General features: G+C 58.4%; 25 protein-coding genes. 16 read left to right on the forward strand and 9 right to left on the reverse strand.

Annotated features, from left to right (window positions below; genetic code table 11):
* The first annotated feature begins 91 nt into the window (after window positions 1-91).
* From J7380_RS01050 to J7380_RS01060, 3 genes are all read left to right on the forward strand, one after another.
* Complete coding sequence (locus tag J7380_RS01050; RefSeq protein WP_209194102.1) at window positions 92-2383, forward strand: xanthine dehydrogenase family protein molybdopterin-binding subunit; 2292 nt, start codon at window positions 92-94, stop codon at window positions 2381-2383.
* A complete protein-coding gene (locus J7380_RS01055) occupies window positions 2361-3437 on the forward strand; it encodes a DUF2235 domain-containing protein (RefSeq protein WP_209194103.1) in 1077 nt (358 codons plus the stop codon). The genes J7380_RS01050 and J7380_RS01055 overlap by 23 nt, the downstream gene beginning before the upstream one ends.
* Before the next feature lie 307 nt (window positions 3438-3744).
* Window positions 3745-4239: a GNAT family N-acetyltransferase gene (locus tag J7380_RS01060; RefSeq protein ID WP_247742348.1), complete on the forward strand. Its 495-nt coding sequence runs from the start codon at window positions 3745-3747 to the stop codon at window positions 4237-4239.
* Window positions 4240-4481: 242 nt separating this feature from the next.
* Here the strand turns inward: J7380_RS01060 and J7380_RS01065 are convergent, their stop codons facing one another.
* Window positions 4482-5060 carry a GcrA family cell cycle regulator gene (locus tag J7380_RS01065; protein WP_170354987.1) on the reverse strand — a complete coding sequence of 193 codons (579 nt, stop codon included), beginning with the start codon at window positions 5058-5060 and terminating at the stop codon, window positions 4482-4484.
* 126 nt (window positions 5061-5186) lie between these two features.
* On the opposite strand from J7380_RS01065, the gene J7380_RS01070 reads away from it, so the two are divergent.
* The 3 genes from J7380_RS01070 to J7380_RS01080 all read left to right on the forward strand — a co-directional run bounded on the left by J7380_RS01070 (window position 5187) and on the right by J7380_RS01080 (window position 7617).
* Entirely contained in the window at window positions 5187-5990 is an 804-nt protein-coding gene (locus J7380_RS01070) for an ABC transporter permease (protein ID WP_209194104.1), read from the forward strand.
* 101 nt (window positions 5991-6091) lie between these two features.
* A complete protein-coding gene (locus J7380_RS20315) occupies window positions 6092-7201 on the forward strand; it encodes a Hint domain-containing protein (RefSeq protein ID WP_247742349.1) in 1110 nt (369 codons plus the stop codon).
* The gene (locus J7380_RS01080; RefSeq protein ID WP_209194105.1) at window positions 7198-7617 is read left to right on the forward strand and encodes a NusA N-terminal domain-containing protein; all 420 of its coding nucleotides are present in this window, start codon (window positions 7198-7200) and stop codon (window positions 7615-7617) included. The genes J7380_RS20315 and J7380_RS01080 overlap by 4 nt, the downstream gene beginning before the upstream one ends.
* On the opposite strand, the gene J7380_RS01085 is transcribed toward J7380_RS01080, so the two are convergent.
* Window positions 7589-8497, reverse strand: coding sequence for a DMT family transporter (locus tag J7380_RS01085; protein WP_209194607.1), 909 nt, complete (start codon window positions 8495-8497; stop codon window positions 7589-7591). The genes J7380_RS01080 and J7380_RS01085 overlap by 29 nt on opposite strands.
* A 288-nt stretch (window positions 8498-8785) precedes the next feature.
* Here J7380_RS01085 and J7380_RS01090 point away from each other — a divergent pair, with 288 nt between their 5' ends.
* Window positions 8786-9973, forward strand: coding sequence for an aspartate aminotransferase family protein (locus tag J7380_RS01090; RefSeq protein ID WP_209194106.1), 1188 nt, complete (start codon window positions 8786-8788; stop codon window positions 9971-9973).
* Between the two features lie 28 nt (window positions 9974-10001).
* The gene (gene argF, locus J7380_RS01095) at window positions 10002-10928 is read left to right on the forward strand and encodes an ornithine carbamoyltransferase (protein ID WP_209194107.1); all 927 of its coding nucleotides are present in this window, start codon (window positions 10002-10004) and stop codon (window positions 10926-10928) included.
* On the opposite strand, the gene J7380_RS01100 is transcribed toward argF, so the two are convergent.
* Complete coding sequence (locus J7380_RS01100; protein ID WP_209194108.1) at window positions 10925-11521, reverse strand: ferric reductase-like transmembrane domain-containing protein; 597 nt, start codon at window positions 11519-11521, stop codon at window positions 10925-10927. The genes argF and J7380_RS01100 overlap by 4 nt on opposite strands.
* Window positions 11522-11524: 3 nt before the next feature.
* Window positions 11525-12004 carry a twin-arginine translocation pathway signal gene (locus J7380_RS01105; protein WP_209194109.1) on the reverse strand — a complete coding sequence of 160 codons (480 nt, stop codon included), beginning with the start codon at window positions 12002-12004 and terminating at the stop codon, window positions 11525-11527.
* Window positions 12005-12153: 149 nt separating this feature from the next.
* On the opposite strand from J7380_RS01105, the gene J7380_RS01110 reads away from it, so the two are divergent.
* The 3 genes from J7380_RS01110 (at window position 12154) to J7380_RS01120 (ending at window position 15113) form a co-directional block, all read left to right on the forward strand.
* Complete coding sequence (locus J7380_RS01110; protein ID WP_209194110.1) at window positions 12154-12996, forward strand: phytanoyl-CoA dioxygenase family protein; 843 nt, start codon at window positions 12154-12156, stop codon at window positions 12994-12996.
* Between the two features lie 118 nt (window positions 12997-13114).
* Window positions 13115-14077 carry a pirin family protein gene (locus J7380_RS01115; RefSeq protein WP_209194111.1) on the forward strand — a complete coding sequence of 321 codons (963 nt, stop codon included), beginning with the start codon at window positions 13115-13117 and terminating at the stop codon, window positions 14075-14077.
* A gap of 67 nt (window positions 14078-14144) precedes the next feature.
* Complete coding sequence (locus J7380_RS01120) at window positions 14145-15113, forward strand: 2-dehydropantoate 2-reductase (RefSeq protein WP_209194112.1); 969 nt, start codon at window positions 14145-14147, stop codon at window positions 15111-15113.
* Window positions 15114-15121: 8 nt separating this feature from the next.
* Here the strand turns inward: J7380_RS01120 and J7380_RS01125 are convergent, their stop codons facing one another.
* The 3 genes from J7380_RS01125 to hrpB form a co-directional block, all read right to left on the reverse strand.
* On the reverse strand, window positions 15122-16600 hold the full coding sequence (locus J7380_RS01125; protein WP_209194113.1) for an inorganic phosphate transporter: 1479 nt from the start codon (window positions 16598-16600) through the stop codon (window positions 15122-15124).
* Window positions 16601-16692: 92 nt separating this feature from the next.
* Window positions 16693-17151 carry an NUDIX hydrolase gene (locus tag J7380_RS01130; protein WP_209194114.1) on the reverse strand — a complete coding sequence of 153 codons (459 nt, stop codon included), beginning with the start codon at window positions 17149-17151 and terminating at the stop codon, window positions 16693-16695.
* Between the two features lie 138 nt (window positions 17152-17289).
* On the reverse strand, window positions 17290-19722 hold the full coding sequence (gene hrpB / locus J7380_RS01135) for an ATP-dependent helicase HrpB (RefSeq protein WP_209194115.1): 2433 nt from the start codon (window positions 19720-19722) through the stop codon (window positions 17290-17292).
* Window positions 19723-19875: 153 nt separating this feature from the next.
* Between hrpB and meaB the strand changes: the two genes are divergently transcribed.
* The 5 genes from meaB to J7380_RS01160 all read left to right on the forward strand — a co-directional run bounded on the left by meaB (window position 19876) and on the right by J7380_RS01160 (window position 23854).
* A complete protein-coding gene (gene meaB / locus J7380_RS01140) occupies window positions 19876-20865 on the forward strand; it encodes a methylmalonyl Co-A mutase-associated GTPase MeaB (protein ID WP_209194116.1) in 990 nt (329 codons plus the stop codon).
* Between the two features lie 109 nt (window positions 20866-20974).
* Window positions 20975-22126 carry a Hint domain-containing protein gene (locus J7380_RS01145; protein WP_209194117.1) on the forward strand — a complete coding sequence of 384 codons (1152 nt, stop codon included), beginning with the start codon at window positions 20975-20977 and terminating at the stop codon, window positions 22124-22126.
* Between the two features lie 160 nt (window positions 22127-22286).
* Window positions 22287-22574, forward strand: coding sequence for a 50S ribosomal protein L28 (gene rpmB / locus J7380_RS01150; protein ID WP_008756960.1), 288 nt, complete (start codon window positions 22287-22289; stop codon window positions 22572-22574).
* 501 nt (window positions 22575-23075) lie between these two features.
* Window positions 23076-23339: a hypothetical protein gene (locus tag J7380_RS01155; protein WP_247742350.1), complete on the forward strand. Its 264-nt coding sequence runs from the start codon at window positions 23076-23078 to the stop codon at window positions 23337-23339.
* A 41-nt stretch (window positions 23340-23380) separates the two neighbouring features.
* Window positions 23381-23854: a copper chaperone PCu(A)C gene (locus J7380_RS01160; RefSeq protein ID WP_209194118.1), complete on the forward strand. Its 474-nt coding sequence runs from the start codon at window positions 23381-23383 to the stop codon at window positions 23852-23854.
* Window positions 23855-23934: 80 nt separating this feature from the next.
* Here the strand turns inward: J7380_RS01160 and J7380_RS01165 are convergent, their stop codons facing one another.
* Together J7380_RS01165 and J7380_RS01170 are read right to left on the reverse strand one after the other, a co-directional pair.
* A complete protein-coding gene (locus tag J7380_RS01165; RefSeq protein ID WP_209194119.1) occupies window positions 23935-24543 on the reverse strand; it encodes a DUF308 domain-containing protein in 609 nt (202 codons plus the stop codon).
* Window positions 24544-24603: 60 nt separating this feature from the next.
* Window positions 24604-25299 carry an NAD-dependent deacylase gene (locus tag J7380_RS01170; protein ID WP_209194120.1) on the reverse strand — a complete coding sequence of 232 codons (696 nt, stop codon included), beginning with the start codon at window positions 25297-25299 and terminating at the stop codon, window positions 24604-24606.
* Window positions 25300-25323 lie beyond the last annotated feature (24 nt).

Raw genomic sequence — 25323 nt, forward strand, 5'->3', positions numbered from 1 at the left:
CGGAACTTAAAGTCCAAACCCCTGTCTTTTTCTGGACATCGCCCACACGCGGGCTAGGGTCGCTTTCGGAACCGCGCAGGAGGGTCGCCCCATGGAAAAATTCGGCAAAAGCCAGCCCGTCAAACGGATCGAGGATCAAAGGTTTCTGACCGGGCAGGGGCACTACATGGATGATGTTGTACCACAAGGCGCCCTGCATGCCGTGTTTGTTCGCTCGCAGGTGGCGCATGGGGTGATCACGGCGCTTGATCTGGACGCGGCGCGCGCGGCTGATGGGGTTCGGCTGGTGATGACGCTGGAGGATCTGAAAGAGGCCGGGATTGACACCGTGATCAATGCGGCGACGGTCAAGAACCGGGACGGCTCGCCCGCAGCAGCGCCTGCGCGTCACATGCTGTCGACCGACCGCGTGCGCTTTGTTGGCGAACCGATCGCGGTGGTCATCGCTGACACCCAAGCTCAGGCCCGCGATGCTGCCGAACTGGTCTTGGTCGAGATTGACGAACGCCCCGCCAAGCTGGACGTGGATGCGGGCGGAGAGACCTTGCACCCCGAAGCGCCGGACAATCGCGCCTTTGACTGGGGTCTGGGCGACGAGGCTGCGACCGAGGCCGCGTTTCAGGCTGCGGCGCATACTGTATCGCTCAACGTGGTGGATAATCGGGTCATCATTGCCTCGATCGAGCCGCGCGGCTGTCAGGCCAACTGGGTCGATGGTCGCCTGCATTTTGCCTATGGCGGGCAGGGCGTCTGGGCCATGCGGGCTCAACTGGCGCAAAAGCTGCGGGTCGAGCCTGAAGACATCCGCGTCACCACTCCGGATGTCGGTGGCGGCTTTGGTATGAAGGTGATGCCCTACCCGGAATATTTCTGCACGGCCGTTGCAGCGAAGAAGCTGGGTAAACCCGTGCACTGGATGTCGGACCGGTCCGAGGCAATGCTGTCCGACCATCATGGCCGCGACCTGACCTCTCTGGCCGAACTGGCCTTTGATGCCGACCATCGGATCACGGCCTATCGCGTTCACAGCAAAATCAATCTGGGGGCCTATAACAGCCATTTCGGGCAGGCGATTCAGACCAGCTTGTTCAGCAAGGTTTTGATGGGCGTCTACGACGTCCAGACAACCTATCTGCGGGTCGAAGGGTTTTTTACCAACACCACACAGGTCGATGCCTATCGCGGTGCGGGCCGCCCCGAGGCGATTTATGTGCTAGAGCGCGTCATGGACCGTGCCGCGCGCGAGTTGGGCATCGACCCATGGGAGTTGCGCCGCAAGAATTTCGTCCGCCCCGAGGCGTTTCCCTACACCTCGGCCACCGGCGAGACCTATGATGTGGGCGACTTCAACATGATCCTGTCCCGCGCGGGCGAACAGACTGCGGGGTTTGCTTCCCGCAAGGCCGCCGATGCCGAACGCGGCCTGATCCGGGGGCAGGGCCTGTGTTACTATATCGAAAGTATTTTGGGCGATCCTTCCGAAAACGCGAAAGTGGAGTTCTGCGAGGATGGCACCGTGAACCTATATGTCGGCACCCAATCGAACGGGCAGGGGCATGAGACGGTTTATGCCCATTTCCTGTCCGATCAGACCGGAATTCCGGTGGACCGGATCAATGTTGTGCAGGGCGACAGCGATCAACTTCCTCATGGTGGCGGTACTGGTGGGTCTCGGTCCGTTACGGTGCAAAGCACAGCCACACTGGCGACAATCGACGTCATGATCGCCGCATTCACGCCCTATCTGGCCGATAAGATGGGGGTGGAGGAAAACGATGTGAGCTTCGATCACGAAACCTTCCGCGCGCCGGGGTCGAACCTGACGCCCACCCTGACCGAGGCGGCGGATATGGCGCGCGCCGATGGCCGCACTGATCTGCTGCAACATCACGCCCGCGCCAACCTGGACTCGCGCAGCTATCCCAATGGCGCACATGTTGCCGAAATCGTTATTGATTCTTACACCGGAGAAACCTGGGTTGATCGCTATACAGTGGTCGATGATTTTGGTAACCTTATCAACCCGATGCTGGCCGAAGGGCAGGTGCATGGTGGCGTCGTCCAAGGAATTGGACAGGCGCTGACCGAACGTGTTGTGCATGATGCGCAGGGGCAACTGCTCACGGCTTCGTTGATGGACTATGCCTTGCCGCGCGCCGCCGAGATACCCATGATTAAGTTTACCTCGGCGCCGGTTCCGTCAACTTCAAACCCGATGGGGATGAAGGGATGCGGTGAGGCTGGCACCGTGGGCGCGCTGGCTGCAGTGGCAAATGCGGTTCAGGATGCGCTCTGGGATCACGGGGTGCGACAGGCGGATATGCCTTTCACACCTCAAAGAGTATGGGAGTTGCTGACGCATGGGTCTGTCGCGGCTGAGTAGAAAGGTACTGGGATGGCTCGGACGGCCTCTGCGGTCCGAACACTCGGCCGAGTCGCGCCACCGTGAACCGATCAGCCATGTGATTATCCTCGACGGGACCATGTCGACGCTGGAACCGGGGTATGAGACCCACGCGGGCCAGACCCTGCGCCTGTGCTGCGAGATGGGCAGCAAGGTTTCTGTCTTTTACGAAGCCGGGGTGCAGTGGGACAGCTGGAAATCCTCGCTAGACGTGATGATGGGGCGGGGGATTAACCGCCAGATCAGGCGCGCTTATGGCTATCTGGCCTCGCGCTATAAACCCGGCGACCGGATTTACTTCATCGGCTACTCGCGCGGGGCCTACGGCGTACGCAGCCTTGCCGGGGTGATCGATTTGATCGGGTTGCTCAAGGCCGAGCATGCGACCGAGCGGAACATCAAACAGGCCTATCGTCATTATGAGTGCAACGCCAACGGCAAGGCGGCGGCTGAATTCCGGCAAGCCTTCTGCCACGAGGATGTGGCGATCGAAATGGTCGGCGTCTGGGACACGGTCAAAGCGCTGGGCCTGCGTCTTCCGCTGCTGTGGCGCTGGGCCGAGGAACGTCACGCCTTCCACAACCACCAGCTTGGCCCGGCCACGCGCCACGGCTATCACGCCATGGCACTGGACGAGACCCGCGAGGTTTTCGAACCGGTTTTGTGGAAATGTACCCCCGAGTTCAAAGGTCATGTGGAACAAGTCTGGTTCCGCGGCACCCATGGCGATGTCGGAGGCCAGTTGAACGGGTTCGAAGAGGCCCGCCCGCTCAGCAACATCTCTCTGATCTGGATGCTGGACAAGGCCGAGATGCACGGCCTGCCCCTGCCTGACGGATGGCGCGACCGCTTCCCGACCGACACATCCGCGCGCTCGGTCGGCACATGGCGCGGCTGGGGCAAGATTTTCCTGCTGCGCAAGCACCGGAAGGTGGGGCGTGACCGGTCCGAGAGGCTGCATGTCTCAGTCTCACCTGATGATCTGCCGGGCTGGGTACCGATGCCGGACCTGCCGTCGCATCCGGCGCAGTGAAAGTTTGAAGTTGGGCCAGTGCCTCCAAGATTACCGGAACCTCAATGTCGGGGTTTGTCCCAATCTTACTTCGCCTTGCTCGTAAGCTACTGTACTGATATCCTCACTATGCGCTTAGCACATAAGCTGGGCAGTGGAGAATTCATGTTTACGATTGCGGGAAACCGCTGAGTCCTGAATGCAGGACGACCAAGCCAAATAGTGCCTGCACGAAAGTGTTAGGCTTTCATTTTCGCATGGCTCATGAACGCTCAAACTAACATCACCGATGCATGAGCTTTGCGTCCGTCACATCATGCGTATTTGCTTGATTGACGGCACGAAGAAAGACGGAAAATCAATGAAAATTCGACTAACAAAGCAAAATGATATCGCTGCCTTGCAGGAGGTGCTTAACGGCACAGAGCTTTTCCCCAGTGAAATGCTCCCTGACATGGTGGATGGATTTCTATCCGACGGTCAAAGCCTCGAGATTTGGCTGACATGTGAAACAAACAGTAAGGCTGTTGGGTTTTGCTATGCTGTCCCCGAGGAACTTGCCGAAGGTGCATGGAACATGCTTGCCATCGCAATTCTGCCAACCGAGCAGGGTAAAGGTTTTGGCGGCGCCATCGTTAACCATCTAGAAGTCGAACTCAAGAAGCGTGGACAACGCATTTTGATAGCCGACACTTCGGGTTCAGACGAGTTCGCAAAGACACGCGCGTTCTATCGCAAAAACGGCTACAGCGAGGAAGCTCGTATCAGGGATTTCTGGGCGGCGGGGGATGACAAAGTCGTTTTCTGGAAGTCGCTGATCTAATCCCCAGGTGTCGTTTTTGACCTGTCCTCGGACAGGTCAGTTTCACGTGTTTGCCCAACTTGGTAACGGCAGTTACGTCATGCACGTTCGACGCCTTGACTTGAAACACCCTCGCGGCTTTCTGCGAGGGTGTCTTCCCCGAAAGGGTCCGTGATTTTGCAAAACTGCCTATAAGAGGGTCTGAGAAACGGCTAAAACCTTTCCACATCCCACAATATAGATTTGGGTTCTGGCGTTCCCAATCACCGCCGCCGGTCGCGACGCGAGCTCATGGGTTGGAAGGCCACGCCCACATGCGCCTCGCAATAGGGTTTGCCCGCCTCAACCGGCAGGCCGCAGAACCAGAAATCCTCGGTTGCGGGGTCGCCGACGGGCCATTTGCAGGTTTTCTCGGTCAGTTCCATCAGCGTCAGCTTTTTGGCCTTTTTCTCGACCTCGTTGACCTTGGCCAGTGCCTCGGGGCTGATTTCGTTGGCCGAGGGCTGTGGCGGCAGCGGCTGACCGGCCGGGATGATCTGGCGGCGGGCGGGCACGGCGGGCTTCGCCTCGGCGGCCGGAGCAGGTGCGGGGCGCGCGGGCTCGGTCTTGGGCGCGGGTTTCGGTTTGGCCTCGGCCTTGGGCGCAGCGGGGGCCGGTTTTTCCTTGGGTTCGGCCTTGGCCGGGGTCGCGCCAGTTGCGCGGTTCGACAGGCCCAGACGGTGCACCTTGCCGATCACCGCGTTGCGGGTCACGCCGCCCAGTTCCTTGGCGATCTGGCTGGCCGACTGGCCCTCGCCCCACATCTTTTTCAGCAGCTCTACACGCTCGTCAGTCCAGGACATCATTTGCCTTTCAAAAGCGGAAAGCGGCCCCGGATTCGGGCCGCCTTGGGAAATCGTCTCAGCCCCCTATTTTAATCACTGCCGCCCGAGTTACAAGCGGTCTTCGAATCAGGTCAGAGGCAGAGCATGCAGATTCCCGCAGAACACACCGAACGTCGCTTTGGCAGGGTCAACTGGATGGGCCTTTACACGCTGTCCAGACGTGAGACCCTGAGGTTCATGTCCGTTTGGACCCAGACTTTACTTGCCCCGTTGGTCACTGCCGGGTTGTTTCTGCTGATCTTCAATATTGCCATCGGCCCCAGTCGATCAGCAGTGATGGGGGTTCCGTTTTTAACTTTTCTGGCACCAGGGATCATGATGATGACAGTGATCCAGAACGCGTTTGCCAATACGTCCTCTTCGATGATGGTTGCTAAAGTACAGGGCAACATCGTTGACACCCTCATGCCGCCGCTGTCGCCGTTGGAAATCCTTCTGGGCTATCTGGCCGGAGCCATCGTGCGCGGGGTACTTATCGCATCGGTCGTGGCCGTCGCGCTGGCTTTGGTGTTGGGAATCGTGCCGAAATATCCCCTGATCGCGCTGGTATTTGTTGTCTTCGGTGGAGCATTGATGGGGGCTTTGGGCTTATTGGCTGGGATTTTTGCCAACAAGTTCGACCAGATGGCCGCGATTACCAACTTCATCGTGACGCCCTTGGCCTTCCTGTCAGGCACGTTTTACTCGGTTCAGGCATTGCCACCAGTGCTGAATGTCCTCAGCCATGCAAACCCGATTTTCTACCTGATCGACGGATTGCGCTTTGGAATGATCGGGGTTTCTGACAGCCCAGTATGGGTAGGGGTGGTGATCTGCGGTGTGGCTACGCTCGTGATTGGCGGTTCGGCGTGGACAATGCTGCGGACAGGCTACAGATTGAAATCGTAGAAGCGGAAAAATCTTTAAAGTGAGAAAATTTGGTTAAATGTTAACGGCTTGTGTGTTAGACGGTCGTTGCAGATAACAGGGCGCGGTCTGAAAGGCTGAACATGCAGGAATTGATTGTTGGGGGCGACTTTGAAAGCCCCGGTATTTCGGATGCCAGCAATTTCCAGATTTTCGGATCCTATGGGTCATGGACAGGCACGGAAATTGAGATTGGCCGCGAAAACCTGTTTCTGAACACAGGCGATACGACGAACTTGGTTCTGGAACTGGATGGTAACCGAAACGAAACCTCTGTCGCGGAACAAACCTTTACAGTCACTGGTGACAACAAATCCGCAACACTCAGCTTCGATATCGCAGCTCGTCAAACCGGCAGCGGTGGTCCTTTTGATGATCCTGTGTTGGTCGAAGTTCTCGATTCCGATAACAACGTCATTTTTACGCAGACCGTGACGCCCACTTCTGACGGGTCATTCACACGGGTAGAGTTCAATTTCGATTTTGGTGCCGAAGGCGACTATACTTTGCGATTTACCGAAGGGGGGGATGACAACAGCCTTGGCAGCATCCTCGATAATATTTCGCTTATGGTCTGTTTTGCTGCCGGCACGCGGATCAAAACGCCGCACGGTGATGTAAGGGTCGAAGATTTGCGGGTCGGTGATCTTGTGTCGACGTTGGAAGGTGAAGCAAAACCGATCCGGTGGATTGGCTCCAGAACCCTGGATCGGTTTGATCTTTTGGCCAATCCGAACATGCGTCCGGTTCTGATCCGCCAGGGCGCTCTGGGGCAGGGGATGCCCAATCATGATCTGAAGGTGTCACCACAGCACCGGTTGATGTTGCGATCCAAGGTGGCTCAACGGGTTTTGGGCGACGCGGAAGCACTGGTTCCTGCCAAAAAGCTAACTCACCTGCCCGATATCGACGTTCAGGCGGACTGCACTGAAGTCCAATACTTTCATTTTGTCCTGGAAGAGCATTCGATCGTCATTGCTGAACACGCCTACACCGAGTCGCTGTACACCGGAAGCGAAGCGCTAAAGATGCTGGGTCCTGACGCTTTGGAAGAGCTGGCATTCCTTTTCCCGGAACTGACCGTTACCCAACCGACACCTGCACGCCCATTGCACTCGCGCGGCAAGCTAATCGAAAAGATGTGCCTGCGGCTTGTGCAAAACCAGAAACCGGCGGTGGAGCCTGCGCGATGACCACATCGTCTCTTGTCGAAGGCGGCACCACCATAACGCTTGAGACGGACCGGACGCTGCTGACCTTGGCTGCCAAACTCGCTGAGAAACAAAGGATGTCGGCGCAGGACGCCATTGGCGAAATCGAGCAGGCCTATACACGTGCGGCCGAGGCCGAGCACGGCCCCGAGTATCTGTTCTGGGCAAAGATTGGAAAAGATGGTGCGATTTCTGTCGCTCAAGTCCTGAAAATTGTTGAGGTCTTGACTGACCAATACCGCGAAGTTGCTCTTTCAGACGCAAGAAACAATTTCCCGGATGCGCAGATTGGCCAGTTTGTTGTCAATGCAATTGACCCGGTCCACCCACCTAAGGTCGCGCATTGGCTCAGCCCGCGCGCCACGGATATCAGCGGTTTGGATCTTTCCTTGAAGTGATTGGGGGGGCGTTACGCGCCTCGCGCCAGACCAGCACCAGTCCACCGGACAGGATGATGGCAGAACCCGTCAGGCTGATATGATCCGGCACTACGTGAAACACGGTAAAATCGTAAAGCGCAGCGAACACCAGGGTGGCATAGCTGATCGGCGCCACAAACGACGCATCGGCGCGTGCCATGCCATTGACAAAGCACGCTTGCGCGCAGGCCATCAACACGCCGATTCCCGCCAATGCTGCCCATTGTTCTGATGTAGGCGTTCGGAAAGCGAAACTGACTGCGACTGAGGCGATCGCTAGTCCCATTGCGTTGTTGATCAGCAGGATCTGCAATGGCACCTCGCGACCCGCAAGTTTTTTAATAAAGATTAATTCCATCCCGATTGATGCCGCAGCTGCCAGCGCCAGCAATGCCGCAGGTTGAAAGCTGTCGGGCGTGGGGCGCAGCAGAACGAGAGCCCCCGCCAGAGCGACGGCGGCGGCGAGCCAGCGCCAGGGGCCAATGCTCTCTTTTAGGAGCGGAATGGCCAGGATCATCGCAAAAACCGGGTTCAGGAACGAGATCGCCGTGGCATCCGAGATTGGTATATAAGCAACGGAAGCAAACATCAGCGTGATGCCGACCCACCCAAAGCTGGTGCGCCCGATATGTAGACCCCAATGTGGACGACTGAGGCGCGGACGCAAAACGCCAACTGTGCAGGCGATCACCAGAAATGCGAACAGAAAGCGCCCGTGGCTGATCTGCATCGGGTGCAGGGGCGGGCCAAGCTCGTCGGTTCCAAGGGCTTTGGCCAGCAGGGTTGTTCCTGCCAACAGCGCACTGGCGGCAAGGATCAGAAGGGCCGCAAGGGGCGGGTTGTGGCGCGCAGGTGTCATGGTCAAGCGGTGGGGCACTCTTGGTTAAATGACAAGTGTCAATTTCACACAACAATCGCATTTTGAGTCGTGCGCAATTTTGGGGTTCCCTGACCGGGCGCGCCCCGCTATACGACGGGCATGATCAAACACACGCATATACTGCAACTCCGACGCCGACGCATCGCTGCGTAACCGGCCCGTTTGATCTATTGCGCTGTAAATCCGCGCAAACCTCACCAAATCAGTTGACGACTAGGGCCTTCGTGTATCACTCACGGGGCTTAACATATCGAAAAGGATGATCCGATGATCCCGTCCGTTCTGCCGACCTATAACCGCGCGCCCCTGACCTTTGTGAAGGGTGAAGGTGCTTGGCTGACCGAGGCGGATGGCCGACGTTTTCTGGACCTGGGCGCCGGGATCGCGGTGAACGCGCTGGGGCACGCGCATCCGGCGCTGGTCAATGCGTTGACGGAACAGGCGCACGCGCTGTGGCATGTTTCGAACCTTTATAACATCCCGCAACAGCAGGCGCTGGCCGACAAGCTGGTGGAACATACCTTTGCCGATACGGTGTTCTTCACCAATTCCGGCACCGAATCCTGCGAGTTGGCCGTGAAGATGGCGCGCAAGCATTTCTACGACAAAGGCCAGCCCGAGCGGGTCGAGATCATCACCTTTGACGGCTCGTTCCACGGTCGGTCTTCTGCCGGGATCGCAGCGGCCGGGTCCGAGAAGATGACCAAGGGCTTTGGCCCTCTGCTGCCCGGTTTCGTACATGTCACGTTCGGCGATCTCGACGGTGTGGCCAACGCAATTACCGACCAAACCGCCGCGGTCATGATCGAGCCGGTGCAGGGCGAGGGCGGCATTCGTCCCGTGCCAGATGCAGAACTCAAAGCCCTGCGCCAGATTTGCAACGACAACGGCCTGTTGCTGATCTTTGACGAAGTGCAATGCGGCGTTGGCCGCACCGGCAAGCTGTTCGCCCATGAATGGGCAGGAGTGACGCCCGATATCATGATGGTCGCCAAGGGCATTGGCGGAGGCTTCCCCTTGGGCGCGGTTCTGGCCACCGAGGATGCCGCCAATGGCATGACGGCAGGCACACATGGGTCGACCTATGGCGGTAACCCGCTGGGCTGTGCCGTGGGGTGCGCGGTGATTGATCAGGTGGCGACCCCTGCGTTTCTCGAGGGCGTGAACCGCAAGGCGGGCCTGCTGCGGCAAAAGCTGGAAGGGCTGATCGCCGATCATCCTGATGTATTCGAAGAGGTGCGTGGCGCCGGCCTGATGTTGGGTCTGAAGTGTAAGCCCACCAATATCGACGTGGTGAACGCAGGTTATGACAACGAAGTTATCACTGTGCCTGCCGCCGACAACGTGATCCGCCTGTTGCCACCGCTGACCCTGACCGAGGACGACATCGCGCAGGCCGTGATCCGTCTGGAAAAAGCGGCCGCGCAGGTTGCTGCAAACATGGCCTCGGCCTGAGAGATACTTGAATAAAAAGTGACATGATATGAACCACTTCCTTGATATCCACAAAACCGACGCCGCCGCGCTGCGTGGCATGATTGATCAGGCCAGCGCGATGAAACAGGCGCGCCTTGGGCAGCCCAAGGCGGCGCTGGATGATGAGCAACCGCTCAAAGACCGGATGGTTGCGCTGATCTTTGAAAAACCTTCGACCCGGACACGTGTGTCCTTTGATGTGGGCGTGCGCCAGATGGGTGGGCAGACAATGGTGCTGTCCGGAAAGGATATGCAGCTGGGCCATGGCGAAACCATAGCCGACACCGCCCGCGTGTTGTCGCGCTATGTGGACATGATCATGATCCGTACATTTGACGAGACGATCCTGACCGAAATGGCCGAATATTCGGACGTGCCCGTTATCAACGGCCTGACCGATCGTACCCACCCCTGCCAGATCATGGCCGACGTTCTGACGTTTGAGGAACACCGTGGCCCCATTGCGGGTAAAAAAGTGGTCTGGACCGGCGATGGCAATAACGTCTGCGCATCGTTCCTGCACGCGGCGGGTCAATTCGGCTTCAACCTGACCTTCACTGGCCCTGCGCAGTTTGATCCCGAGGAAGAATTTATGGGATTTGCCCGTCAGAAGGGGTCGCGGATCGTTGTGGAACGTGATCCGTTCAAAGCGGTTGAAGGGGCTGACTTGGTGGTAGCTGACACTTGGGTCTCGATGCATGACAGCCAATCCGCCAAGGAGCGTCGCCACAATCTTCTGCGCCCCTATCAAGTCAATCCCGAACTGATGGCCCATGCCAAGCCGGATGCGCTTTTCATGCACTGCCTGCCGGCCCACCGTGAGGAAGAAGCCACGTCCGAGGTCATGGACGGCCCGAATTCGGTGATTTTCGACGAGGCCGAGAATCGCCTGCACGCGCAAAAGGCAGTCATGCGCTGGTGTCTGGGCGTTTAGCGCCGGGCAACATCCCAGACACGTAACTTGGCGAGCGTTCTAGCGCTCGCCAGAAAGATCAAAACGCATAGTATGATCTTGCTCATGATTTCCATCGTGCCTTCGATCAGCAGCGCGTGGATGATGCTGCCTGCGATTGTTACTGATGCCAGCGTGGTGTGCGTCAATCGCCAGACCCGAAATCGAAGGGCTGTGCGCTGACGCAATATCCCCAACGCAGCGGCCGCGAATGCCGTCCACATCGCGATCACGCCCCAAGCCGAGAATGGCGTGGGCGACGTGAAGGTGAGGGCATCAACGACGTCCGGCGGGCTGGTGATCCATAACCCTCCGACGTGGATCACAATCGCGCCCACCAATGCCATCCCAACCCAGCGATGCAGATGGCGGCTGAACACAGGCGTAAGACCGGGCAAGTCCTTTGCGGCCAATAGCGGCTGCAACAACAAAAGGCTCAGGCAGGCGACACCTGCAAAACCCGCCGCGATATAGACCGGATCCCGCCACGCGAGGTATGGGCTGAACCCAGCGGCAATGACCGGGATCAATACGACGGCGATCAGAACCGCCCAAATCGCCGTGATCTGACGCATGTATCAGGCAGGTTGAAGTACGAAATGTGCTGCAAGTGTTTTGTCCCTCGCACTGGACATCACCGGGCGCAGGAACACCGTTTTGAATTCACCGCTGTCATAGGCAAGATGGCCATGCGGTTGGCCAAATGCAGGCACAATCTGCGGCATCTCCAGCCGAAACTCTCCGTTGGCATCTGTCAACGTGGCCCCATGGCTTTGAGGGTCACGTTCATGGCCTTCGGTTGTGTGGGCCCAGATCTGGATGCGCTGACCGGGCAGGGGCGCGCCATCGCCGGCGCGGCGTACAGTTCCGGTCATCCAGAACCCGCCTCCTCCGATCCGTTCAACGATTGGCGCGCCCGCGCGATAGTTGTTGGACCCGCCCCGCATGGATGGTGTTGCCGCCAAGCCCTTTGCCCGAGCAGGCACAAACAGACCCGAGGCCAACACGGCCCCTCCGCCCGCGATCAGAAAGCGACGGTTGAGTGATGAACGGGTCATGGAAACCTCCTGCAGCCTGCAACCGTATAATAGATAGCACGCTTGCCATCCATTCCGAGGGGTGTTTGCGAATTGTGAATTCCTTTGACGGATGGCCAGTCGGCTGCAATCCTGACCTACAGGACGTTGTTGCCCATGAGGCCCGCCACATGACCCAAACAGATCGCATCACCCCCGACGAAATTGCCGCCTTTCAGCGCGACGGGGCAGTTGTTCTAAGATCCAAGTTCTCGACCAATTGGCTTGATCTTTTGCGCGCCGGGATCGATGCCGATCTGGCAAGCCCGACTGATAATTTTACTAGGCATACCAAAGACCTGCGCGCACCTGCGTATTTCGAGGATTACTGGGCTTGGAACAAAATTCCTCAGTTCCGGGATTTCGTCCATAACTCGCCCTGTGCGTCGCTTGCTGCACAGCTTTTGGACGCCGAAGCGATCAATCTGGTCATGGACAACTGGTTCCTGCGAGAGGCGGGATCCACCTCGCGCCCACCGTTTCATCAGGATTTGTCCTATTTCGATTTCGAAGGGACAATGTGCGTTTTGTGGCTGCCGCTTGAACCTGTCACCAAGGAAAACGGTATTGCCTTCGTCAAAGGCTCGCATTTATGGGACAAACTGTTCATGCGCGTTCGTTTTGCTGACGGCCACCCAAGTTATGAACCGACCGAAGTTGCCGGGCGTACATATCATCCACCGCCCGACGTAAACGCGGACCCAGATGCTTTTGAACTGTTGCAATGGGATATGGCGCTTGGGGATTGTATCTTTTTTGACATGCGAACTCTGCATGGCGGGTTGTCCTCGGTCACACCAACCCAGACGGTTCGGCGGTTTACTCTGCGCATGACGGCACCGGACGGGGTGATCCGGTATCGTGGGGACTGGGCCAAGGGCGAACGCGCACAGTTCGAGGCCGCAGGATATCGCGAGGGTGATCGCATCGCGGGGCCGTTTTTTCCGCAGTTATGGCCTCGTCAAGTTAGCTGATCTCATCAACTGGGGTGGGGGCAGCGCACTGGCAATGTGCGCATATGATGATATCATTGCCGGTTAACGCGACATACATTGCAAAAATGCACGAAACTCAGATCGCAGGAGCATAGCAATGAGTTGGAACCCGACCCACAGCCCCGAATGCCTGTCCGAAAACACCTCTCTTGAGACGTTGATCATTCCTCGCGCGCGTGATCTGGGCGGGTTCGAGGTGCGCCGGGCTTTGCCCTCAGTCAAGCGGCAGCTTGTGGGGCCATTCATATTCTTCGATCAGATGGGCCCGGCTGAATTCATAACCGATGGCGGCATCGATGTACGTCCGCACCCTCATATCGGTTTGGGCACCGTGACCTATCTGTATCAGGGCGAATTTGAACATCGCGACAGTCTGGGCACCCATCAGATGATCTATCCCGGTGAGGTCAACTGGATGGTGGCTGGGCGCGGCGTGACCCATTCCGAGCGGACAAGCGACCAGACTCGCGGTACACGTCACAGCCTGTTCGGCATCCAGACCTGGATCGCCTTGCCTGAACAACACGAGGATATGGCCCCGGATTTTGAACATCACAAGCAAGGCGCGCTGCCCCATATCCAGGATCACGGCGTGTCCGCCCGCTTGATTCTGGGTTCGGCCTATGGCGAGACCAGCCCTGTGACGATGCTGTCCGAAACGTTTTATCTGGATGTGCAGCTTGATCCTGGCGCGTCCTTTCCCTTGCCAGATGATCATGAGGACCGAGGGGTCTATGTCACCCAAGGCGCGGTCGAGATTGCAGGCGATACATTTGATGCGGGCCGCATGATGGTGTTCCGCCCCGGCGACCGGTTGTCTGTGAAGGCCGGGCCGACAGGCGCGCGCCTGATGCTGTTGGGGGGCGCAACGCTGAACGAGGATCGTTACATCTGGTGGAACTTCGTGTCGTCCTCGAAAGAAAAGATCGAGGTCGCGACACGGGAATGGAAAACGGCAGATTGGGCGAACGGGGCGTTCCACCTGCCGCCCGGCGATGATCAAGAGTACATTCCGATCTCGGCCGAGCTGGAACGCACCCGCCCAAGACTTGCGCGCTGACGAGGCGTCAGGGGGCCTTGTCCACGACTTCGATCCCGGCGATCTTTACCAAAAGGGGAGGGTCGCCATGAAAATCGTGATCGCTGGCGCGGGCAGTATCGGGTGTTATTGCGGGGCTTTGCTGTCTCAGGGCGGCCACGATGTCACACTGCTTGGACGTGCGCGCATCTTTGCTCCGATCAAGGACCGAGGTCTGACGGTCACCGATTTCTCGGGTCTGCAGCAACATGTCTCGGACCTGACCCTCTCCGAGGTTCCGGCCTGTCTTGCAGATGCCGAAGCCGTCATCGTGACTGTTAAAACCCCGGCGACGACCGAGATGGCTGAATTGATCGCGCGATACGCACCGTCGTCAGCGCCAATATTGTCATGGCAGAATGGGATGGAAAACACCCGGACTTTGCGCGCGGCCCTACCGGGGCGGGATGTGCGGGCCGGGATGGTTCCGTTTAATGTGGTCCCGACCGACCCCGGCAGTTTCCACCGGGCGACTTCGGGAGAGATTGTGATCGAGAGTGGTGCCGGCGCGCTGGGGCAAAAGCTGAGCAGTCCAAACCTGCCAGTTGTTGAAAGCGATCAGATCGAGGCGGTGCAATGGGGCAAGTTGCTGATCAACCTCAATAATGCGTTGAATGCCTTGTCGGGACTGACGTTAAAGGACCAGCTTTTGGATCGGGAATGGCGCAAGCTGATGGCCGATCAGATGGCCGAAGCGCACGCGGTGCTGAAATCAGCAGGTCTTTCCGTGGCCTCGACCACACCGCTTCCGGCTTGGATGACGCCTTACATCCTGCGCCTGCCGACCCCGCTGTTTAGTCGAATAGCCGCACGGATGTTGACGATTGATCCTTCGGCGCGCACATCCATGGCCTATGATCTGATGGACGGTAGGCCAACCGAGATTGACAGCCTGCAAGGTGAGATCATTCGCCTCGCAGCTGTCCAGGGCCGGGCTGCGCCGATTTGCCAGAAGGTTCGCGACCTTATCAAAGGTCGCCCCACCACGTCGATGACCCCACGGCAAATCAGGGGTTGAGCATTGTTTTATTGAAAGGCTGTCAGCATCCAGAAGATCACGGCTGACATAGCAGCAGCAGCCGGAACCGTAACAACCCATGCCGCGATAATGGTCATGAAATGCGAACGCCGCACCAGTTTGCGCCGCTTATGCTCTTCCCGCGCCAAACGACGCTGGGGCGGTCGCTGCTGGTTCGACATTTTCCAGCGGCGATCTGAATGCCATTCACGATAAAAACCAACTCCGAACACGGCGCCAACAGCGATGTGTGTCGAACTGACGGGCAGACCCAACCAGCTTGCCACGATCACTGTAATCGCTGCCGACAGAGCCACGCAAAACGCGCGCATCGGGTTCAGTTTGGTGATCTGGCTGCCAACCATGCGGATCAGTTTGGGCCCGAACAGGAACAGGCCGAAAGATATCCCGAAGGCCCCGATCACCATGACCCATGTCGGAATCGCAACTTTCGAAGCAAAGTCACCGAACTCGGCCGCGTGCACGATTGCGGCCAAGGGGCCGACTGCGTTGGCGACATCGTTGGCGCCGTGGGCGAAGCTCAGGAATGTAGCCGAGATGACCAGCGGCAAACCGAACAACGACTTCAGTGATTTGGTCCGGTTTTCCAGCCCTTCGGATTTCCGGCGCACCCATGGAATAGTTGCCGACCACGCCAAAATTCCCGACAGCAGCCCAACCAGCAGTGCGATTTCCAGATCGACTTTCACGATCCGCTTCAGCCCTTTAACGGCCAAATATGTCGCGAACGCTCCGGCCATTACGCCGACCAGAATGGGAACCCATCGCTGTGCAGCAGCGATCTTGTCTTCCTGATATTGAATTTTGGCCTTGATCAAGGCAAGGAAACCCGCAGCAATCACCCCGCCCAATACCGGAGAGATGACCCAGCTTGCCGCAATGGCGCTCATGGTTGCCCAGTTGACGGCGCTTAGACCGGCGGCAGCAATACCTGCGCCCATAACCCCACCCACGACCGAATGTGTGGTCGAAACCGGAGCGCCAACCCAAGTGGCAAGGTTCACCCACATCGCCGAAGATATCAGCGCAGCCATCATAGCCCAGATAAACACGTTGCTTGTCTGAACCGAGGCCGGGTCGATGATGCCTTTCGAAATCGTGGAAACCACGTCCCCTCCGGCAAGCAATGCCCCCGCGCTTTCGGCAATTGCTGCTATAACAATGGCGCCACCCATGGACAGCGCTTTGGCGCCGACGGCTGGGCCCATGTTGTTGGCCACGTCATTGGCGCCGATGTTGATTGCCATATAAGCGCCGAACGCGGCTGCTGCGATGACGATCAAACCACCATCTGCCTGGCCAAACAGAACTGCCGCCGACAAACCGGCAAGGGCAATAAAGGCCAGCGCAATCCCCGGTGCCAGCATGGGGCGTGCCACGTGGACATTCGCGGTTTCAACGCGTGAGATACGATTCAGATCGCTGTCCAGCGTCTGCCATCGGGTTTTTGAGCTTTGGTCTGACATAGTGTTTCATACCGAAAATCGGATCGACGCATGCCGCTATCCGGTTTCCGGTTCAAGGACAACACCGTTGTCATTAATTTGTCGCTTAATTGTTACAATTGCCTCAGCAAGTCACGCAGCTCGGGCTCGTGCACCCTTTCGGCCGCAGTCGTGGGCGATACCCACTCGCGTGTGCGCTGATCTTTTTCTGGGAAGTCTTCGGCCAGGTCCTGAACTTCGATGCGGAAAATCGTCGTCAGAACGGGTTGTGCCGAGCCATCCTTGAGGATTTTCTCATATGCAAATTGCCCGACGGGTTTTTCCTGAACGGTTCGAGCCCTTACCCCGGCTTCTTCCCAGGCTTCCTGCCGCGCGGTCTGCGCGCCATTGAGCCCGTCAATCGGCCAACCTTTTGGTATGATCCAACGTCCGGTATCGCGGCTAGTAATCAGCAGAACCTGCACGCCTTCGTTTGTATCCCGAGTGCACAACGCGGCAAATTGCACCCTGCGCGGGCGCAGGATCAGAGGTCTTGCGACCTCTTCCCAAATATTGTGCAGCCATTTTGTCATGCTCTTACGCCCTGTGGTCAGGGCGCCTCCTCAGAGCAGCACATAACAACGAAATGGTATATGTTCAATGAACGGGTGAGGTTTGATACGTGTTGGCGGTCATTGTGACTGGAAAATGATCACACTGTCACCAGCGGATCAACGTCGGCGTTTTGCGCGCAGTGTCGGATCAGCTTGGGTTGGATCCTCTGGCCACGGGTGTTTGGGATATTGGGCGCGCATATCCTTGCGAACGTCTTCGTACGAGCCGGCCCAGAACCCTGGTAAGTCCCGTGTGATCTGGATTGGACGCTGGGCCGGGGACAGCAGCGTGATCTTGAGGGGCTCGCCGCCCACGATCGGATGGCGGGTTACTCCGAACAGCTCTTGCAACCTGACCGAGATTTCGGGGGCCGCACCGCCGTAGTCAATCGGCACTTTCCGACCCAAAGGTGTTTCGAATGATCCGGGCGCGCGCCGGTCCAGTTCCTGTGTCTGGTTCCAATCCAACCGGGCGCGCAATGCAGGTAGCAGGTCGAACTTTTTCCAGTCGTCAGCCGATCGCACGCCCGAGAGCATCGGCAGCAACCAGTCTTCTAACGACGCAGCCAGCCCGTCAGGCGAGAAATCGGGCAGGTCAACGCCCTCGGCCCTGACCAATTCGACCCGCGCGGCCAGACGCGCCGATGCGCCGTTCAACCGCAGACCCAGATCGCGAACTCCATCCAGCATTGCCTTAGCCATGATGTCTTCGGGCACGTCTTTCCAAATGCGGTCGTCCAGAGTTATGGCACCCAACCGCTCTTGCCGACGCGCAACAACGCGGCGGTCCCGTTTGGACCAGACGCAGCTATCAACCCAGTCGATCTGATCCGCGAACAGATCGCGAATTTCGCGCTCGGATATTTGCGCGGCCATGCGCACGCGCGCCTCACGTGGGTTGCCGTCGGTGTCTGTGACAACCAGATAAGGGCTCGCTGCCAAAGTGTCGGCACTGTCCAACACCACACCTTTTCCGCCAGACAAAACATATCGCGGATCGTCACCCTTGCGACGCTGGCCGATACGGTCGGGGTAGGCCAGCGCAGCCATGGCGGCGGGGCTCAGATCAGATGGCTTTCCCTTTCGGCGCAGCCGCTTGGCTTCGGCCTTTATGCGGTCAATCGCCCCCGAATTCACGTGCCAGATGCGATTGCGTTGAAAGGCGCGCAGATCGCGCAGCGCTTCAAGCCGCAGCAACATATCGGTCGGTGCGCCGCGCAGCGGGTCTCGTTCGGCCATCAGCGCGGCCAGAGAGGATGCGTCCGGCCCGGCACGCTCTAGCATGTGTCCTAGCCGGGGATGCAGGGGCAGGGCCGATAGGGCGCGTCCGTGATCGGTGATCCGCCCCTTGCCGTCCAAAGCGCCTAACATGCTCAACAGGCTGCGGGCTTCGGCCATGGTGCCTTCGGGCGGAGGGGTCAGAAAGGCGAGGTCGTTTGATTCAGCCCCCCAAAGCGCAAGCTCCAGCGCCAGACCGGTTAGGTCGGCGGCTTCGATCTCGGCTGGGGGATAAGCGGCAAGCGCCCCCTCTTCCCCTTTGGACCAAAGGCGATAACAGACCCCTTCTGCCACGCGCCCCGCGCGGCCTGCGCGCTGGGTGGCCTCGGCACGTGTGACACGTTCTGTCACCAGCCTGGACATCCCCGAGCCCGGATCAAACCGCGCGCGTCGCGCCTGCCCCATATCGACCACAACACGAATATCTGGAATGGTCAGAGAGGTTTCGGCAATCGACGTGGCAAGAACGATCTTACGCCCGTCCTCAATCGGAGCTATGGCCTTGCGTTGCGCTGCAAAGGGCATTGCGCCGAACAGGGGGCGCAGCGTGCATCCGTTTGGCAAGCGTCCGGCCAAAGCGGTCTCGGCACGGCGAATTTCACCTTCGCCTGGCAGGAACACAAGCATCCCACCGGTCGTTTCACGCTCGGCCTGAACCACCAGATCGACCAACGCGTCCACCCGCCGTGCTTGCGGACCAAGCGGGCGATCCAGCCAGCGTGTCTCGACCGGAAAACTGCGGCCCGCAGACGTCACGAGCGGAGCGCCCATCAACTGTCCGACCGGTTCAGCGTCCAATGTCGCGGACATTGCCAGCAGGATCAGATCGTCGCGCAGCGCGCCCATCACTTCGAGGCAAAGCGCCAGCCCTAGATCGGCATTCAAGGACCGTTCGTGGAATTCATCGAAGATCACCGCACTGACGCCGGGCAGGTCGGGTTCGGATTGCAGCATCCGGGTCAGAATGCCTTCGGTCACAACCTCGATCCGGGTGGATTTGGACACTTTTGCCTCGCCACGCACCCGGTAGCCGACAGTCTCCCCCACGCGTTCGCCCAGCGTTTCGGCCATGCGTTCCGCCGCGGCGCGTGCAGCCAGCCGACGGGGTTCCAGCATCACGATCTTGTCAGCGCACAGCCCTGCCTCGAGCATCGCTAAAGGCACACGAGTCGTTTTGCCCGCACCCGGAGGCGCTTGCAGCACGGCGCGCCCCGAAGCTCTCAGGGCGTCCAGCAGATCGGGGATGGCGTCTTCAATGGGCAGGCGAGTCATGCGGGCTTTATCCGCCAAGCACCGGGCCGCGTCCAGTTCTGTGGTTTGCGGGTGACGACTTGCTTACATCCAAACGGATTCCGGCGCAGTCCGGTCTGGACAAATCGGCTTCAGCGACGGCAAGTAGTCGTGCCGCAAAAGATCGGGGTTAAAATGGAAATAGACAGCCTGAGTGACAGGATTTTAAACGGGGATCGGCGCGCGCTGGCTCGTGCAATAACCTTGGTAGAAAGCGGCCGCGCCGACCACCGAGCGCAGGCCAGCGAATTGCTGGCGCGTCTCGCAGGCGCAGGGAGACAGGCATTACGGATTGGGCTGTCAGGTACGCCGGGCGTTGGTAAATCCACGTTCATCGAAAGCTTTGGCATGATGCTGATCGGTCAGGGATTGCGCGTGGCGGTTCTGGCCGTCGATCCCAGTTCAACCCGTTCAGGGGGCTCGATTTTGGGCGACAAGACCCGGATGGAGCGCCTGAGCCGGGAACCTGCCGCCTTTATCCGACCTTCCCCCAGTCAAAGCCATTTGGGCGGTGTTGCGCGTCGAACGCGCGAAGCCATCGCCCTGTGCGAAGCAGCTGGGTTTGACGTGGTTTTGATTGAAACAGTTGGGGTAGGACAGTCGGAAACCGTGGTGTCCGAGATGTCAGACCTGTTTCTTTTGCTGCTGGCCCCTGCAGGTGGGGACGAGCTGCAAGGGGTCAAGCGCGGTATCATGGAGATGGCCGACATCATCCTTGTCAATAAGGCGGATGGAGATCTCAAGGCGACGGCCACACGGACCTGTGCCGACTATGCCGGAGCGCTGCGTTTGCTGAGAAAGCGCCCGCAGGACCCTGAAGGTTTCCCCAAGGCCATGACGGTCTCTGCGGTTGAAGAGCATGGGCTTGAGCAATCCTGGGACGAAATGCGCTCTTTAACAAATTGGCGCAAGGAAAGCGGGTATTGGTCCACGAACAGAGCGGAGCAGGCGCAGTTCTGGTTTGAACAGGAAGTGCGCAATGCGCTCTTGTCGCGGCTTGCGTCCCCACAGGCCCGCGCCGAGATGGAACGGCTGGGCAACGCGGTTCGAGAAGAGGGACTAAGCCCGTCAGTGGCGGCAGAAACACTGTTATCGAACCTGATGCCGGGCCGGGGATACTCCTGAAGACAAGAATTGCGTTATGTTAAACCGAGTTTCCCGCACTGCGTGCGGGGGGCTGTCGAGTGCGCCTAAAGATGGTATCCTGATCGTATAAATCGCAGGACCTGAGACGATGCCTCGTATCAATGGGACCAATAGTGGCGATGATATTGACGTCACAAACGACAGCGGGACGCTGAACGGCACTCCGCAAGGGTCTCCTATTGATAACATTCGCGGTCGAGGCGGCGATGACGATATCACGGTCACGGACAGCACGATTTCCGACAACGTGGTTGGGAATAGGGGTGACGACAACATCGTCATTTCCAATAGTACTGTGGTGGGACGAGTGTCGGGCGGTGCAAATTCCGATACGATAACTGTCAGCGGGTCGAATGTCGGCTCTATCAGGCTTGGGGCGGGTAATGACACGCTCAATTTCAGCAGCACAACTGTCAGCGATGACGTCGTCGGCGGAAGCGGTACAGACACGCTGAACCTACCGGAAGGCACGGTCGTTAACGACGCCACATTCGGTACGTTCACGGTTGAGGCCGGCGTTGCCTATTCGGTGTCCAGTGGCACGTTCACGCTGCCGTCGGGCGCAACCGTCACATACAGTGCTTTCGAAAACGGGTCGGGCGTGCCGTGCTTTACACGAAACACCAAGATTTTGACGCCCAAAGGTGACCGCTGCATCCAGACGCTGAGGGTTGGGGAAGAAGTTCTGACGCTGGGACAAGGCGTGCAAGCGCTGCGATGGATTGGGCGACGCAGCATTTTCAAGGCAGATTTACAGGCCAACCCTCGTCTGCGACCGGTTCGTATATCAGCAGGGGCGCTTGGCGATGGCCTGCCGCACGAAGACCTTTTGGTATCGCGACAGCATCGAATGCTGGTGCGGTCCCGGATCGCGCAGCGGATGTTTGGTGCGCCCGAAGTTCTTGTTGCCGCGATCAGACTTGTTGATACGCCCGGCATTTACGTTGACGAGAACGTGGATGAGGTGGAGTATTTCCACCTGCTGTTTGATGAGCATCAAGTTGTTTTTGCCGCGGGTGCGCCGACTGAAAGCCTTTTCACCGGTGTTGAGGCGTTGCGGGCGTTGGACCCCAATGCGCGGCGTGAGATTTTCGAGATTTTCCCGGACTTGGCCAAGGGTCTTCCCACGCGAGAAACCGCCAGATTAATACCTGAGGCACGGCAACAAGCCCGGTTGTTGGAACGTCATCGTAAAAACGCTAAACCGCTTTTGTGGTCGCAAGCGGGACCTGCTGGCTGAACAAACGAAGTTGGCGTAAAGAATCCGCGCGATCCGTCTTGACCCTTCCGGCGATTCCCACTACACGCATCCAACCAGTTTTCGGGCGCGACTTCGGGTTGCGCCCCTTGTGATTTGGCCGAGGTGTTATGCCGGGCCTCCAGAAACAAAGGAAGAAACCATGTCGCGCCGTTGCGAACTGACCGGAAAAGGCCCGATGACTGGCAACAATGTCAGCCACGCCAAAAACAGAACTCGTCGTCGTTTCCTGCCGAACCTGAACGACGTTACCCTGCAGTCGGAAACCTTGGGTCGTGGCGTAAAGCTGCGCATCTCGGCGGCTGCTCTGCGCTCGGTCGACCACCGCGGTGGTCTGGACGCGTTCCTGGCCAAAGCCAAGGACGACGAACTGTCGGCTAACGCACTGAAAGTGAAAAAGGAAATCGCCAAGGCACAAGCCTCGGCCTAAGCCTTTGTCACATGTAAAATATTCGGCCCTGTACCCATGATGGCGCAGGGCCTTTTCTATTGCATCAAAGTCAAAAAGCGCGATTTGGTGACAATCCGTGGATATGGAGTGATTTTGTTCACATACCTCCGCTCTGAATGACGTTATGTTTAAGCATATTCATCCGACGGAGATCACTCTCATGTCTTTCAAATCTCTCGAATCTTTCTCCCTGTTGGCCGCTTTTTTCGGCAAAACCTTTGGGACATGTTTTCGGATGCAACGTCAGGTGAACAGGTTGCATACAAGCCTGACCAAAGGGTCTGTCAAGCGTACCGAGCGGGACGGTTGATACTTTCCTCCTGACCCACGGGCTTCAAGCGTATTCGATTGCGCTTGAAGCCCTCGTATCGTCCGGCCTATATCAAGGGCGAAATGAAAGCTGTTCTGCATAAGACGTTGCCTTTTGTATTGTCGCTGCTTGTCTTGCTCACCGGGCAGGGAGTAGCCGCGTCAAGGGGCATGGAAACTGCTGTTGGGCAGATGGTCTTGTGTACCGGAGACGGCCCTGTGGTCGTCTATACGGATGCGGATGGACAACCCACGCAGCCTCCGCATTTCTGTCCGGACTATGCGATGACGTTGCTTGGGGCAGTCCTTGATGTTTCGTCCCGCGTGCCCGAAGCGCCAAAGCCCGATCAGGTTCTACCCGCACGGACACGCCGCAACCTGATTGCGGCACCAATTCCACATCACCCTGCGCGGGCTCCTCCTGCCGTGTTCTGACAATCAACTTATTCTCAGACACTTAAAGCAGGAGAAGCCAGATGCGCTTTTCATTCAAACTATTGGCCACTCTGGCCGCCGCCACCATTGCAACCGTTGCGGTGGCACAGGATTCGATTGCAGTCGAAGATGCTTATGCGCGTTCGTCCGGCAAGACTGCCAAAGCCGGTGCGGCGTTCATGATGATCGAAAACACCGGAGACGCTGATGACCGGTTGATCGCCGTTGAATCTAAGGCTGCGGCGCGGGTTGAACTGCACACGCATGAGGTTGATGCCAACGGCGTTGCCAAGATGATCCATGTCGAAGAAGGGTTCGTGATCCCGGCGGGTGAGGCGCGTGCGCTGAAACGCGGAGGGGACCACGTCATGTTCATGGGGCTGACGGCGCCTTTCGAAGAAGGATCCACTGTCCCCGTCACTTTGATCTTCGAAAAGGCAGGTGAGGTCGAGGTCGACATTCCTGTTGATCTAAAGCGTCACGACGCTGGTGGGCACGGGTCGCATTCGCACTGAGGCTACGCGCGTCTTCGCGCCGCTTTGCGGCGGTCATCCACGCGTCAGGCCGGGCTGAGCCCGGCCTGCTTGTGTCGAGTCTAGCGGTTGACGACGCGCATCGAAACGCGGTCGCGGGCGGATTTGAAACGCAATGCGAGGAAGATCATGACCCCCGAGAAGGCCAGCGCCGAGAACGCAATGGCCCAGCCCAGTGCCACCATTCCGCTACCCGGCCAAAACATCAGAACCAGCCCAATCAGCAACGCGACGATCCCTGAATTGCGAAAGGTTGCCGAATCCGGATGCTGATCCGGTATTTGTCGCCACGCCGCCAGCGAACCGACGCCAACAATCAGGGCCCATGCACCCAAAAGAAAGAAGGTCAGTCGCGCCACGCCCTCGGGCCAGATCAGCAGGACCAGCCCAATAAGCAAGGCGCCTATTCCGAACCCTCCGATCAGGCCGCGTCGGCCGAACCCAAGCAGGGTGACGCCGCCGTCAAGCACCAGTAGCAGGCCGACTAGACGCAACAGAAGCGAAATGCTGCCCGTCGGCCAGAACAACGCTGCAACCCCCAACGCACCGGCGAGAATGCCGCGCAACAAAAAAGTCCACCACAGGTTGGCCAGCTGCTCTCCCATCGCTTCGCGACCGTCCAGGCTGTGGCTATCAAGGATTTCTTCGTGCGGCGTATGAGGGTCGGTCATGTGGGCCTCCGGTTGTGGTCGCGGGTTCAGTATACAGTAAATCTCTTTTGTATCCGGCGTCTATTGTTGCCCCAACAGGTCGTCGACCCAGCGTGGGACTGTTTCCGACGCCGGGCCGAGGATGACCGTTTCAAAGCTGGACGCGCCATCTGAGGGCTCAAGGTTTAATTCGACGGTCCGTGCACCAGCTTTGGCAGCCTCGTGCACGAAAGCGGCGGCCGGATAGACCTGCCCAGAAGTGCCGATCGAGGCAAAGATCGCAGCCTCGGAAAGGTGATTGTAGATGGTTTCCATGTGATAAGGCATCTCTCCGAACCAAACTACGTCGGGTCTGGCGGCCGGTGCGGCACATGCGGGACAGGATTCACCCACGGACATCTCTGCGGGGGCAACCCAGCGGTGATCGCACGCGGCACAAAGCGCCACTGCAAGGGTTCCGTGCATATGAAGAACGTTTTTGGCCCCGCCGGCTTCGTGCAGGCCATCTACGTTCTGGGTCACGATCACTACATCACCGGGCCAGTTGCGTTGCAACCGGGTCAGCGCTTGATGGGCCGGATTGGGTTGCGCGCTCGCCGCCTGAATGCGGCGGGCATTGTAGAACCCCTGTACCAAGGCCGGGTCACGTGCAAACCCTTCGGGTGTAGCGACATCTTCTATTCGATGCTGAGACCAAAGCCCGCCTTCGTCCCGAAATGTGCCCAACCCGCTTTCGGCCGAGATTCCGGCTCCGGTCAGGATGACAATCTTTTCCATTCCTACCTCACACGTTACACCTTG

Source organism: Ruegeria sp. R8_1 (genome assembly GCF_017743815.1).
GTDB lineage: Bacteria > Pseudomonadota > Alphaproteobacteria > Rhodobacterales > Rhodobacteraceae > Ruegeria > Ruegeria lacuscaerulensis_A.

What these genes read in the sequence shown, in the direction of transcription:
- J7380_RS01050 (WP_209194102.1), top strand. Translation starts at nt 92, where the DNA reads ATGGAAAAATTCGGCAAAAGCCAGCCCGTCAAACGGATCGAGGATCAA.
- J7380_RS01055 (WP_209194103.1), top strand. Translation starts at nt 2,361, where the DNA reads ATGGGTCTGTCGCGGCTGAGTAGAAAGGTACTGGGATGGCTCGGACGG.
- J7380_RS01065 (WP_170354987.1), bottom strand. Translation starts at nt 5,060, where the DNA reads ATGTCCTGGACTGACGAGCGTGTAGAGCTGCTGAAAAAGATGTGGGGC.
- J7380_RS01070 (WP_209194104.1), top strand. Translation starts at nt 5,187, where the DNA reads ATGCAGATTCCCGCAGAACACACCGAACGTCGCTTTGGCAGGGTCAAC.
- J7380_RS20315 (WP_247742349.1), top strand. Translation starts at nt 6,092, where the DNA reads ATGCAGGAATTGATTGTTGGGGGCGACTTTGAAAGCCCCGGTATTTCG.
- J7380_RS01080 (WP_209194105.1), top strand. Translation starts at nt 7,198, where the DNA reads ATGACCACATCGTCTCTTGTCGAAGGCGGCACCACCATAACGCTTGAG.
- J7380_RS01085 (WP_209194607.1), bottom strand. Translation starts at nt 8,497, where the DNA reads ATGACACCTGCGCGCCACAACCCGCCCCTTGCGGCCCTTCTGATCCTT.
- J7380_RS01090 (WP_209194106.1), top strand. Translation starts at nt 8,786, where the DNA reads ATGATCCCGTCCGTTCTGCCGACCTATAACCGCGCGCCCCTGACCTTT.
- argF (WP_209194107.1), top strand. Translation starts at nt 10,002, where the DNA reads ATGAACCACTTCCTTGATATCCACAAAACCGACGCCGCCGCGCTGCGT.
- J7380_RS01100 (WP_209194108.1), bottom strand. Translation starts at nt 11,521, where the DNA reads ATGCGTCAGATCACGGCGATTTGGGCGGTTCTGATCGCCGTCGTATTG.
- J7380_RS01105 (WP_209194109.1), bottom strand. Translation starts at nt 12,004, where the DNA reads ATGACCCGTTCATCACTCAACCGTCGCTTTCTGATCGCGGGCGGAGGG.
- J7380_RS01110 (WP_209194110.1), top strand. Translation starts at nt 12,154, where the DNA reads ATGACCCAAACAGATCGCATCACCCCCGACGAAATTGCCGCCTTTCAG.
- J7380_RS01115 (WP_209194111.1), top strand. Translation starts at nt 13,115, where the DNA reads ATGAGTTGGAACCCGACCCACAGCCCCGAATGCCTGTCCGAAAACACC.
- J7380_RS01120 (WP_209194112.1), top strand. Translation starts at nt 14,145, where the DNA reads ATGAAAATCGTGATCGCTGGCGCGGGCAGTATCGGGTGTTATTGCGGG.
- J7380_RS01125 (WP_209194113.1), bottom strand. Translation starts at nt 16,600, where the DNA reads ATGTCAGACCAAAGCTCAAAAACCCGATGGCAGACGCTGGACAGCGAT.
- J7380_RS01130 (WP_209194114.1), bottom strand. Translation starts at nt 17,151, where the DNA reads ATGACAAAATGGCTGCACAATATTTGGGAAGAGGTCGCAAGACCTCTG.
- hrpB (WP_209194115.1), bottom strand. Translation starts at nt 19,722, where the DNA reads ATGACTCGCCTGCCCATTGAAGACGCCATCCCCGATCTGCTGGACGCC.
- meaB (WP_209194116.1), top strand. Translation starts at nt 19,876, where the DNA reads ATGGAAATAGACAGCCTGAGTGACAGGATTTTAAACGGGGATCGGCGC.
- J7380_RS01145 (WP_209194117.1), top strand. Translation starts at nt 20,975, where the DNA reads ATGCCTCGTATCAATGGGACCAATAGTGGCGATGATATTGACGTCACA.
- rpmB (WP_008756960.1), top strand. Translation starts at nt 22,287, where the DNA reads ATGTCGCGCCGTTGCGAACTGACCGGAAAAGGCCCGATGACTGGCAAC.
- J7380_RS01155 (WP_247742350.1), top strand. Translation starts at nt 23,076, where the DNA reads ATGGAAACTGCTGTTGGGCAGATGGTCTTGTGTACCGGAGACGGCCCT.
- J7380_RS01160 (WP_209194118.1), top strand. Translation starts at nt 23,381, where the DNA reads ATGCGCTTTTCATTCAAACTATTGGCCACTCTGGCCGCCGCCACCATT.
- J7380_RS01165 (WP_209194119.1), bottom strand. Translation starts at nt 24,543, where the DNA reads ATGACCGACCCTCATACGCCGCACGAAGAAATCCTTGATAGCCACAGC.
- J7380_RS01170 (WP_209194120.1), bottom strand. Translation starts at nt 25,299, where the DNA reads ATGGAAAAGATTGTCATCCTGACCGGAGCCGGAATCTCGGCCGAAAGC.